This window comes from Arthrobacter sp. efr-133-TYG-120 (genome assembly GCF_030209785.1).
Taxonomy (GTDB): domain Bacteria; phylum Actinomycetota; class Actinomycetes; order Actinomycetales; family Micrococcaceae; genus Arthrobacter.
This window is the reverse complement of record NZ_JARVRI010000014.1, coordinates 327,028-339,006: the sequence shown is the minus strand read 5'-3', so window position 1 is coordinate 339,006 and position 11,979 is coordinate 327,028. Positions and strand designations below refer to the sequence as shown.

The window sequence follows — 11,979 nt, the reverse complement described above, 5'->3', positions numbered from 1 at the left end:
TCCCTTTCCTAGGTTCCGGGTTACTCGTTACGACGACAGACATTCCTCAGGCTAGCTGTCGGCGGGGACGTCGGCGATCTTGCTCGTGACCCAGCTGTGGAACGCCTCAATGTGGTGCTCGCTCGGTACCAGGACGCCGCCCTTGGCGTAGATCTTGGAGCCCATGGCCGGCTGGCAGCGTTCGCAGGCGTCGAAGTCCTGCTCGTTGACCCGGTGGAAGAGCTCCACCGAAGCGCTCACGTCCTTGCCGGATTCCACGACGCTGGGCAGGTACAGCCAGTCGCATTCGACGATCGTGTGGTCGGCAGCCAGCGGGAACATGCGGTGGATGATGACGTGGTCCGGAACAAGGTTGACGAAGACATTCGGCTTGATGGTCACTGCGTAGTACCGGCGGTCGTGGTCGTCGCCGACTCCGGGAATCCGATCCAGGCCTTCGGAACCATCAATCGTGAAGCCCTTGATGTCGTCACCGAACTCGGCGCCGTGGCCCACAAAATACTGCGCCGCCAGGCCGTCGGCGAACTCGGGCAGGACTTCGGTGAGTTCGGGGTGGATCGTGGCGCAGTGGTAGCACTCCATGAAGTTTTCGATGATGAGCTTCCAGTTGGCCTTCACGTCGTACTTGATGCGCCGGCCAAGGCTCAGGTTCGCGATGTCATAGTCGTCGACAGCCCTCAGATCCCCTAGGCGCTCCTCGATCGCGCCCATGACGTCTTCTTCGAACGACGGCGGCTCATCCGCGAGGCTGACCCAGACGTAGCCCATGTATTCCCGGACGTGGACCTTGACCAGCCCGTATTCGTTTCGATCGATATCCGGCATCTTGGTGAGGTTCGGGGCCGCGATGAGCTTCCCCTCAAGATCGTAGGTCCAGGCGTGGTACGGGCACTGGAACGAGCGGTTGGCCTCGCCGGACTCCTCCATGCACAGCTTCACGCCACGGTGCCGGCAGATGTTGTAGAACGCGCGGATCTCTCCCTTGCGGGTGCGGTTGATGAGTACGCTCTCACGGCCGATCTGCACGGTTTTGAACGAGCCGGCCTTTTCCAGGTCCGCGGTCCGCACAGCGCAGAACCACATTTGTTCGAAGATGTGTTCCTGCTCGGCACGGAAGATGTCTTCACTGACATAAGTGTGGCCGGGGAGAGTGGGGATCAGGCTGGGGGAAACAACTTCAGTGGTCATGCTGACTCCTATTCAGTGATGAACGTGGTTGGCGCTCGAGAGGACTAAGGGGTTGCCAGGACGCGCGGGGCATTGCGGGCGTTGAGTTGCCGGCGCCAACGGGTGAACAGTCGCGGCTGGTTCACACCTAGTACGCCCACTGGTTCCTCGCCCCGGTAGTACACGGCCAGGAAGCTGTGGTTCTCGAGCTGCCCTGCCTCAATTTCGACGCGCTCCGCGTCCCGCGCATGGCCGGCGAACTGGAGCGTTACTCCGTACTGGTCCGACCAGAAGTACGGCAGGTTGAGCGGTTGGGGTGCTGCTGAGTGATCCAAGAGCCCTGTCACGGCAAGGGCGGCACGTTCCTGGGCGCCGCTCCAATGCTCCACGCGATGGTGCTGCCCGCTGCGTTCGTCGTACCAGGCCGCGCAGTCTCCCACGGCGACCACGCCGGGGACGTTTGTCCGTCCCATCGAATCGCACGTGACGCCGTCGTCGATCGCCAGCCCCGAACCGGCCAGCCACCCGACGTTGGGGACCGCACCGATTCCGAGAAGTACGACGTCGGCGGAACGGTACTGTCCATCGCTGAGCCGGACGCCGGTCACATTTCCTTCGTAGCTGTAATACGAGTCGATTCCCGTGTCACAAATCAGTTCCACTCCATTGATCCCATGGAGCGTGGCCATGACGCCAGCCATCTCCGGACCGATCGGAGCGCTTAGCGGGATCGGGCTCTTGCAGATAATGGTCACGTCCATTCCCAGGCCCTTGGCCGTTGACGCCACTTCCGCGCCGATGAAGCCTGCGCCAACCACCAACAGGCGGCCGCCCGGAACGAGTTCCGGAGCCAGGTCCTGCGCATCCTCGAGAGTCCGCAGAGTAAAGACGTTGGATAGGCCCGCAAGTTCGGGCAGGGTGCGGGCCGAAGCTCCGGTGGCGATCACGACGCCGTCGGCCACCACCGTGCGTCCGTTGCCTAGGGTGATGGTCCTGCTGGCCGCGTCAAAGCTCTTCGCAGGCGAGCCCAACAGCCATTCAGCCTGCAGGGGATCCGCCATTCCCCCCTCTTCCGCTTCCAACATCAAGTGCTTGATGCCGATCTTTCCTGCCAGGAACTCCTTGGACAGGGGCGGACGGTCATAGGGCCGCTGCTGCTCATCTCCAATGATGATCAGCCGGCCACAAAAACCCTGCGCGCGGGCAGCGCGGGCGGCGGAAAGTCCAGCCAATGATGCGCCCACGATGGCCAATGTTTCCATGGCTTCCTCCTCGTTGAGCCGTTCGAAATTTTATTGCGCATTACGCAACGAACTTCGTTATGCGAAACAGTGTGACGGCCTTCACATCGCGTGTCAAGCAATCTGCGCAGTAATTTCCACCTCTTGACAAGCCCCTGTGAGGTCCATCACTCTGTTGCGTATTGTGATCTTCGTTGATCATGAAACAACCACCCGCAGGTTTTCGACCAATCCGGTGAAAGAGGTTCGTGAGATGCACAGTGCTTGTCCGCTTAGCTCGTTGGCTCCGGGGGACGCGATTCGACTCGAGACGTCTCCGCCGATTGCCGTATTCCACACCGAAGAAGGCGAACTCTTTGCCCTCGACGACACCTGCACGCACCAAGACGCCTCACTCGCCGACGGCTGGGTGGAGGACTGCTGGGTGGAGTGCCCCCTCCATGCTTCAAAGTTCAATCTCCGCACGGGAGCCGCCGATGCGCCTCCCGCCAAACTGCCCGTCAGGGTCCACGAAGTCCTGGTAGTGGACGGCCAGATCATGGTCAAGGAATCCGAGGACGAGCCCAACCTGCCGCCCGGGTTGACCGTCGACGGCCACGTCTAGCTTCCGGCGAGCCCCAAACTTCGATACGACTTACCTCAGGAGCAACACGCATGTCCACATCACCCCGCGTCGTCATTATCGGAGCCGGCATCGTCGGCGCCAATCTTGCGGATGAGCTGTCCACCCGCGGCTGGACCAACATCACCGTGGTCGAGCAGGGCCCGTTGACGTTGGCGGGTGGCTCAACCTCGCACGCCCCCGGCCTCGTGTTCCAGACCAACGCCTCCAAGGCCATGACCGAATTCGCTTCCTACACCGTGGACAAGCTGCTCTCCCTCAGCGATTCCGGCGTCTCCTGCTTCAACCAGGTGGGCGGCCTCGAGGTCGCCACCACGCCAGGGCGCCTGGAGGACCTCAAGCGCAAGCTGGGCTACGCGGCGTCGTGGGGTGTGGAAGGCCGGCTCATCGATCCGGACGAGTGCGCCAAGCACTACCCGCTGCTCAACCGGGAGAAAGTACTCGGCGGACTCTACGTCCCCTCCGACGGCCTGGCCTCCGCGGCCCGCGCCGTCGGCCTGCTCATCGCCAAGGCGAGCGCCGCAGGCGTCACGTTCCGCGGTTCCACTCCCGTCACCGGCATTGAACAGACAGGCGGCAAAGTCACGGGAGTCGAAACGCCCGACGGTGTGATCCCTGCGGACATCGTAGTTTCCTGCGCCGGGTTCTGGGGACCCAAGATCGGCGCCATGGTGGGCATGTCCGTGCCACTCCTCCCGCTGGCCCACCAATACGTCAAGACCACCTCCGTACCGGAGCTCGTGGGCCGGAACGATGCCTCGCGGCTGCTTGATCCCGCCAACGGCGCGTGGATGCCCATCCTTCGCCACCAGGACAAAGACCTCTATTACCGCGAGCACGGGGACCGGATGGGCATTGGCTCCTACGCCCACAAGCCCATGCCCGTGGACCTCCGGGAGCTCCCCGAGGTTGCTGCGGCGGACATGTCCGAGCACCGCATGCCATCCCGCCTGGCGTTCACCGAAGAGGACTTCCTGCCGAGTTGGGAGGACTCCAAGGAACTCCTTCCGGCACTTGCCGGCGCGGGGATTGCGGATGGCTTCAACGGCATCTTCTCCTTCACCCCCGACGGCGGTCCCTTGGTGGGCGAGTCCAAAGAGGTTGAAGGGTTCTTCGTTGCCGAGGCCGTGTGGGTGACGCACTCCGCCGGCGTGGCCAGGGCAGTGGCCGAGCTCTTGATCGAGGGCCAATCCCGGATTCCGCTCCACGAATGCGAAGTCTCCCGCTTCGAAGAGATCCAGACCGCGGAGAGCTACGTCAGCGAAACCTCCCAGCAGAACTTCGTAGAGATCTACGATGTCCTGCACCCGCTGCAGCCACGCGTCTCGCCCCGCGAACTGCGCGTGAGCCCATTCAATGCCCGGCAGAAGGAGCTCGGGGCGTTCTTCCTCGAAGCCCAGGGTTGGGAGCGCCCGCACTGGTTCGAGGCAAACCGCGGCTTGCTGGAGATCCTCCCGGAAGAATGGCGCGCACCTGAACGCGAACCGTGGGCCGCCATGTTCCATTCCCCCATTTCCGCTGCCGAAGCGTGGAAGACGCGCACCGCCGTCGCGCTCTATGACATGACACCGCTCAAGCGGCTGGAGGTTTCCGGCCCTGGCGCCGAAGCCCTCTTGCAGCGCCTCAGCGCCGGGAAGGTCGACAAGAAGCCGGGTGCGGTGACGTACTGCCTGCTCCTCAACGGCGACGGCGGCATCCGCAGCGACATTACGGTGGCCCGCCTCGACGAAACCACGTTCCAGGTAGGCGCGAACGGCAACATCGACTTCGCCTACCTCACCACCGAAGCCCGCAAACAGACCGCTGGGGACGTCACCCAGTGGGTCCAGGTCAGGGACATCACGGGTTCCACGTGTTGCGTGGGGCTTTGGGGGCCGCTCGCCCGCGAAATCATGGCCAAGGTGAGCGACGACGATTTCAGCAACGACGGATTGAAGTACTTCCGCACCAAGAAAGTCCGGATCGGCGGGATCCCTGTCACCGCGATGCGCCTGTCCTACGTAGGCGAGTTGGGCTGGGAGCTGTACACGACGGCGGAAAACGGTCAAAAGCTCTGGGACCTTTTGTTCGAGGCCGGCCAGGAGCAGGGCATCATCGCGGCCGGCCGCGGCGCGTTCAACAGCCTCCGCCTCGAGAAGGGCTACCGGCTGTGGGGCACCGACATGACCCCCGAGCATGAGCCCTTCCAAGCGGGCCTTGGCTTCTCCGTCGGCAAGGACAAGGAAGGATACATCGGTGCCGAGGCCCTCAAAGCCCGCCGCGAACTGCCCATCAACCGCCGCTTGCGTTGCCTGACGGTCGACGACGGCACGTCCGTTGTGTTGGGCAAGGAACCTGTCTATTTCAAGGGAGAGCCCGCCGGCTACGTCACAAGCGCCGCCTACGGCTACACCGTCCGAAAGCCCATCGCCTACGCTTGGCTGCCCGCCGAAGCGGGCGAGGGTGACACCGTCGAGATCGAATACTTCGGGAAGCGGATCCCGGCCACCATCTCTGCCGATCCCCTCGTGGATCCAACCATGGAAAAGCTACGGGGCTGACGCCCCTCCTGGCTACTCGACACAGCAATGGGGATCACTTCAAAGGAGTTCAAATAATGGCCAACGAAAAGTTTGACTACGTCATTGTGGGTGGGGGCAGCGCCGGATCGGTGCTGGCGGACAGGCTCAGCGCAGACCGCACCAAGACCGTCCTGGTCCTGGAGGCCGGCCGCAGCGACTACCCCTGGGACCTGTTCATCCAGATGCCCGCGGCGCTCACCTTCCCCAGCGGGAACAGGTTCTATGACTGGCGCTACCAATCCGACCCTGAGCCGCACATGCACGGACGCCGGATCGCCCACACCCGCGGCAAGGTCCTGGGCGGCTCCAGTTCCATCAACGGGATGATCTTCCAGCGCGGCAACCCCTTGGACTACGAACGCTGGGGAGCCGACGCCGGGATGGAGACCTGGGACTTCGCTCACTGCCTCCCCTACTTCAACCGCATGGAGACCGCGCTGGCCGCGGAACCCGACGATGAACTGCGCGGACACGACGGACCGCTGGTCCTTGAACGCGGTCCGGCGCGCAATCCCCTCTTCCAAGCCTTCTTCCGCGCGGCCCAACAAGCCGGATTCGCACGGACCAACGATGTCAACGGGTACCGGCAGGAGGGCTTCGGTCCCTTCGACCGCAATGTGCACAAGGGCCAGCGGCTCTCCGCCTCCAGGGCTTACTTGCGGCCGCACCTCAACCGGCCTAACCTCACGGTCAGGACCCGGGCCCTCGTCTCGAAAATCAACTTCGACGGCATTGGAACGTCCGATGTCAGGGCCACGGGCGTGAGCTATCGACGCAACGGCAAGCAGCACAGCGTGGATGCCCAGGAAGTAGTCCTGTGCGGAGGGGCCATCAACACCCCGCAGCTCCTGCAGTTGTCCGGCGTCGGGGACTCCACGCACCTCACGTCCCTCGGCATCAAACCCGTAGTTGACCTGCCCGGCGTCGGCGAAAACCTGCAGGACCACCTGGAGGTCTACATCCAGCACGCCTGCACCCAGCCGGTGTCCATGCAGCCGAGCCTGAGCCTGTGGCGCTACCCGTGGATCGGCCTGCAGTGGCTGTTCGGGCGCAAGGGACCTGCTGCCACCAACCACTTTGAGGGCGGCGGCTTTGTGCGCTCCAACGAGGACGTGGCCTACCCCAACCTCATGTTCCACTTCCTGCCGGTGGCCGTCCGCTACGACGGCCAGAAGGCCGATGCCAAGCATGGCTACCAAGTGCACATCGGGCCCATGTACTCCGATGCGCGCGGCAGCCTGAAGATCACCTCCACGGACCCCACCGTCCACCCGTCCATGAAATTCAACTACCTTTCCACGGAGCAGGACCGGCGCGAGTGGGTCGAAGCCATCCGGATTTCCCGGCAGATCCTCGAGCAGTCGGCCATGGCGCCTTTCGATGGCGGTGAGCTCTCCCCCGGTCCAACCGTCCAGACGGACGAGGAAATCCTCGACTGGGTAGCCCGCGACGCAGAAACCGCGCTGCACCCGTCCTGCACGGCCAAGATGGGCCCGGCCACCGATCCGATGTCCGTGGTGGACCCGCTCAGCATGAGGGTGCACGGCACCTCGGGCCTGCGGGTGGCTGACGCTTCGGCAATGCCCTACGTGACCAACGGCAACATCTACGCGCCGGTCATGATGCTGGCCGAGAAAGCCGCTGACCTCATCCAGGGCCGCGAACCCCTCGCTCCGATCGCCGCCGAGTTCTACCGGCACGGCAGCAGCCCGGTTCCGGACAGCTTGGAAGGCCTGGACAGCCGGCCGCAGGTCACTCCCGCGAGGAACCAAGGAGCGGCATGAACAGCCCACAACTTTCCCAGACCCACACGGTGCGCGGCAGCTACGTTGACGGCGGCTGGCGGCAGTCCGCCGGAGGAATCCGCAGCATCAACTGCCCGGCGGACGGAACGCACGTTGCCGACGTCGCGGAATGCACCTCGGCCGACGCCGAGGCAGCGGTGGCGAGTGCCCGGAAGGCGTTCGACGACGGCGGCTGGCCGGGCACTCCGGAACTGGAACGCGGCGCGATTCTGCTCCGCGTGGCCGGGCTGCTCCAGCGGGACAAAGCCGGCTACGCCGCGGCCGAAGCCCTCGACACCGGCAAGCGACTGGTCGAAGCCGAATACGACATCGACGACGTCATCGCCTGCTTCCGCTACTACGGCAGCGTCGCAGGCACGGACGCAGGCCGCGTGATCGATACCGGCCGGCCCGGCGCCATCAGCCGGGTCGTCCATGCACCCGTGGGCGTCTGCGGCCTCATCACGCCGTGGAACTATCCGCTTCTGCAGGCTTCGTGGAAGGTTGCGCCGGCACTGCTCGCCGGGAACACCTTTGTCCTCAAGCCCAGTGAGCTGACGCCTTCGACGTCGATCCTGCTCATGGACACGCTGCGCGAAGCCGGCGTGCCCGACGGCGTCGCGAACCTCGTGACGGGAACGGGACCGGAAGTGGGGGCTGTGCTCAGTTCGGATCCGCGGGTCGATCTGGTCTCCTTCACGGGCGGACTGGAGACCGGCAAGCGGATCATGGTGGCCGCGGCGGAGACGGTCAAGCGCGTGGCCCTCGAACTCGGCGGCAAGAACCCGAATGTGGTCTTTGCCGACGCTGACCGTGAGGCCGCCATCGACAACGCCCTGACGGCTGTCTTCCTGAACTCCGGCCAAGTTTGCTCGGCCGGGGCGCGGCTCATTGTCGAAGAGTCCATTCACGAAGAGTTCGTGGCCGAGGTGGTTCGCCGTGCACGCCAGATCCGGCTGGGCGGCCCCTTCGACCAGGAGGCCCAGACCGGCCCGCTGATCTCCACGGCCCACCGGGACAAGGTCCACGCCTACGTGCAGGCCGGGGTTGCGGAGGGCGCCCGGTTGCTGTGCGGAGGCTTCATTCCGGACACCCCGGAACTGGGGCGTGGCAGTTTCTACCCGCCCACCGTATTGGACGGGTGCAAGACCTCGATGCGCGTGGTCCAGGAGGAATCCTTTGGCCCCGTCATGACGGTGGAAACATTCACCACCGAGGAAGAGGCCGTCCGGCTGGCCAACGATACCGTCTACGGACTGGCCGGCGCCGTGTGGACGGCAGACGCCTCGAAGGCCCAGCGGGTCTCCGAAGCGCTGCGCCACGGGACGGTCTGGATCAACGACTACCACCCGTACGTTCCGCAAGCCGAATGGGGCGGCTTCGGGCAGTCAGGCAACGGCCGCGAATTGGGGCTCGCGGGCTTGGCCGAATACCGAGAAACAAAGCACATCTGGCAAAACATCAGCCCCGGGCCCAGCCATTGGTTCGAGCCGTCACAGGCAGGAGTACAGCAATGAGCAGTCCTGACATATCAGTGCGCAACCTCTGGAAGGTCTTCGGACCCGGAGGTGAAAAGATCCCCAAGAATCCCGAGCTGTCGAGCTTGAGCTCCGGCGAATTGCTTGAACGTACCGGCTGCAATGCTGCCGTGCGGGACATGAACTTCGACGTCGCCAAGGGCGAGGTGTTCGTCGTCATGGGCCTCTCCGGATCAGGAAAATCCACCCTGATCCGATGCCTCACCCGGTTGATCGAACCGACGTCGGGAAGCGTCCTGGTGGACGGAAAAGACGTGTTGGATGCGGGAACCACCGAACTTCGGGAACTGCGCCGGAGGAAGATGTCCATGGTCTTCCAGCACTTCGGCCTCCTACCGCACCGCACCGTGCTGGACAACGTGTCCTACGGCTTGCAGATCCGCGGGGCGCCGAAAAACGAGCGTTACGCCAAATCCCGCGAAATCATCGAACTGGTAGGCCTCAAGGGTTACGAGCAGCATTTCCCCGATCAGCTTTCCGGCGGAATGCAGCAGCGTGTTGGGCTTGGCCGCGCCTTGGCGGGCGATCCGGACACCATCCTCTTCGACGAGCCGTTCTCGGCCCTGGATCCCCTCATCCGGCGCGATATGCAGGCCGAAGTCATCCGGCTGCACAAAGAGATGGGCAAGACGATGGTGTTCGTTACCCACGACCTATCCGAAGCGCTCAAACTCGGCGACCGCATCCTGATCATGCGGAACGGCGAGACTGTCCAGTGCGGCACCGGCGATGATCTTGTCGGTTCGCCAGCGGACAAGTACATAGCCGACTTCGTCTCGGAAGTACCCCGCGCGGATGTCCTGACGCTCAAATGGATCACCGATCCGGTAGCTTTGGGCACTCCCGGGGATGCTCCCGTCCTGAGCGCAGGCACCATAATCCGCGACGCCATCCCCACGGTCATGAACTCGACGTGTCCCGTGCTCGTGGAAGAGTCCGGCAAAATCACGGGCCAAATCGACCGCGACAGCATCTTGTCGGTCATCCGCAGCACGGAAGTTGCGGCGTGATGTCCACTCTAGTTCGCGATCGCGCCCCGGTTCAGGCCAGCGCCAACACCCTCCGCCCGCCGCGCAAGCGGCTGAGTCGCCGAGTTTTGCTCCTGGGTGCCGCCGGAGTCCTCTGGCTCCTCGGTTTCTTGTTCCTGCACGGCACATCGACCCTCACGCTGCCGGCGTCGGAATTGACTGACCTGCACCGTTCGCTCAACCAATTCAATGCCTGGGTCGCATCGAACCGGGCGGACAATCCCGTTTTCCAGTACGTCTTCACTCCCTTCCGTTCCGCCGTCGATTCAGTCGCAAATCTGTTCACCAGCACTTTTGCCGCCAGCTCTACCGGGCTTCGCCTACCGGAAATCGGCTGGCTGGGAACTGTCGGCCTGCTCAGCTGGATCGCCTTTGCGGTCGGCAATGCCCGGGTGGGATTGCTGACGGCGGCCGCATTCACGTTCTTCGGGCTCCAGGGCCTGTTTACGGAAGCGGCTTACACCTTCGCCCTCGTCCTCACAGCCGTGCTGTTCAGCCTGCTGATCGGCATCCCGCTCGGAGTCTTGGCCGGGATCTCGGGCCGGGTTTCCCAAGTGATCACTCCGGTCCTCGACTTCATGCAAATCCTCCCCACGTTCGTCTATCTGGCTCCTTTGGCCCTCATCTTCCTGATCGGCCCTGCCTCCGCCGTCATCGCCACGGTGATCTACGCGGTGCCTCCTCTCATCCGACTGACGGCACACGGAATCCGGAACATCCCGGAGAACACCAGGGAAGCCTCCGATTCCTTGGGCACCACAGGGTTGCAGCGGCTTCTCACCCTGCAACTCCCCCTGGCACGGCGCACCATCGTGATGGGGATCAACCAAAGCACCATGGCTGCTTTGTCCATGGTCACCATCGCAGCGCTGATCGCGGCGCCGGGGCTGGGACAAGTGGTTGTGCGTGCCTTGCAATCGCTCGACGTTGGGACAGCAGTCAACGCCGGCCTGTCGATCGTCCTCCTGGCCATTGTGCTGGACCGGGTCACCACGGCCGCCAGCCGCCGGGCCGAACCCGGAGCAGCCCGCAAGCGCCGGATATCGCGGAAAAGCCGGTACATCCTGCTCGCCGCCAGCCTCGTCGTTGTCCTTGTCATGGTCCAGCTTTCCCGGACGATGCTCTGGGCCGCAGCCTTTCCGAAGAACCTCAACTTTGGCCCGGACATCGTCAGCGGAGTCAGCGCTGCCAGCGCATGGCTGCAGACAAATCTGTCCCTGTTTACGGTGTCGTTCCGCGAGGCCCTGACCAACGGAATCCTTAACCCGTTCCAATCCCTTCTGACCGAGACCCCCTTCTACCTCCTCGTCGCGGTTGTCCTTGTAGCGGCTTACGCACTTGGCGGTTGGAAACTGGCACTGGTCACCGCCTCATGCCTGGCTGCGATCATTTACCTGGGCCTGTGGAGCGATGCCATGGTCACCCTGGCCAGCACCCTTGTTGCCACGGCCGTGGTCATGGTGCTGGGCATCATCTTCGGTGTGGCGATGGGCAGGTCCAACAAGGTGGACCAGATCATGCGGCCCATGCTGGATGCGGGCCAGACCATGCCTGCCTTCGTCTACTTGGTTCCATTCCTAGGCCTCTTCGGCGCAACGAGATTCACGGCCATCGTCGCTGGAATTATCTACGCAGCGCCTGTGGCCATCAAGATCACGGCCGACGGCATCGCGGCGATCTCCCCGACCGTCATGGAGGCTGCGGTATCCAGCGGGTCAACCCCGTGGCAGGTCATCACCAAGGTCCAGCTCCCCATGGCCAGGAAATCCCTGGCCCTCGCCGCAAACCAAGGCTTGATCTACGTCTTGGCCATGGTAGTCGTCGGAGCCCTGGTCGGTGCAGGCGGCCTGGGATACGACGTCGTCGCCGGCTTTGTCCAGAGCTCGCTGTTCGGCAAGGGCCTCGCCGCCGGCCTGGCCATCGTCTTCCTCGGCATCCTGCTGGACCGCATCACCCAGGCTGCGGCAGCCGACCCGGTCCGCAAAATCCGCTCAGCAAAATCGAGCGCGCACTAGTCCTCCCCGTTCACCGCCCCAAC

At 63.8% G+C, this 11,979-nt stretch carries 8 protein-coding genes; 6 read left to right on the top strand and 2 right to left on the bottom strand.

Going from position 1 to position 11,979, the window contains the following annotated elements; all coding sequences use genetic code 11:
• Window positions 1–51 precede the first annotated feature (51 nt).
• Entirely contained in the window at window positions 52–1,188 is a 1,137-nt protein-coding gene (locus tag QRN51_RS09815) for an aromatic ring-hydroxylating oxygenase subunit alpha (protein ID WP_284989676.1), read from the bottom strand.
• Window positions 1,189–1,232: 44 nt separating this feature from the next.
• A complete protein-coding gene (locus QRN51_RS09810) occupies window positions 1,233–2,429 on the bottom strand; it encodes an NAD(P)/FAD-dependent oxidoreductase (RefSeq protein ID WP_059388149.1) in 1,197 nt (398 codons plus the stop codon).
• 232 nt (window positions 2,430–2,661) lie between these two features.
• Between QRN51_RS09810 and QRN51_RS09805 the strand changes: the two genes are divergently transcribed.
• From QRN51_RS09805 to QRN51_RS09780, 6 genes are read left to right on the top strand one after another with little or no spacing between them, the layout of a single operon-like run.
• The gene (locus QRN51_RS09805) at window positions 2,662–3,012 is read left to right on the top strand and encodes a bifunctional 3-phenylpropionate/cinnamic acid dioxygenase ferredoxin subunit (protein WP_059388150.1); all 351 of its coding nucleotides are present in this window, start codon (window positions 2,662–2,664) and stop codon (window positions 3,010–3,012) included.
• A 50-nt stretch (window positions 3,013–3,062) separates the two neighbouring features.
• On the top strand, window positions 3,063–5,570 hold the full coding sequence (locus QRN51_RS09800; protein ID WP_284989675.1) for a GcvT family protein: 2,508 nt from the start codon (window positions 3,063–3,065) through the stop codon (window positions 5,568–5,570).
• A gap of 56 nt (window positions 5,571–5,626) precedes the next feature.
• On the top strand, window positions 5,627–7,375 hold the full coding sequence (gene betA, locus QRN51_RS09795; RefSeq protein ID WP_084784710.1) for a choline dehydrogenase: 1,749 nt from the start codon (window positions 5,627–5,629) through the stop codon (window positions 7,373–7,375).
• Window positions 7,372–8,892, top strand: coding sequence for an aldehyde dehydrogenase family protein (locus QRN51_RS09790; RefSeq protein ID WP_284989674.1), 1,521 nt, complete (start codon window positions 7,372–7,374; stop codon window positions 8,890–8,892). The genes betA and QRN51_RS09790 overlap by 4 nt, the downstream gene beginning before the upstream one ends.
• Entirely contained in the window at window positions 8,889–9,923 is a 1,035-nt protein-coding gene (locus QRN51_RS09785) for a quaternary amine ABC transporter ATP-binding protein (protein WP_284989673.1), read from the top strand. The genes QRN51_RS09790 and QRN51_RS09785 overlap by 4 nt, the downstream gene beginning before the upstream one ends.
• Window positions 9,923–11,956 (top strand): ABC transporter permease, encoded by a 2,034-nt coding sequence (locus QRN51_RS09780; protein ID WP_284989672.1) that lies wholly within the window; start codon window positions 9,923–9,925, stop codon window positions 11,954–11,956. Before QRN51_RS09785 ends, QRN51_RS09780 begins: the two co-directional genes overlap by 1 nt.
• Window positions 11,957–11,979 lie beyond the last annotated feature (23 nt).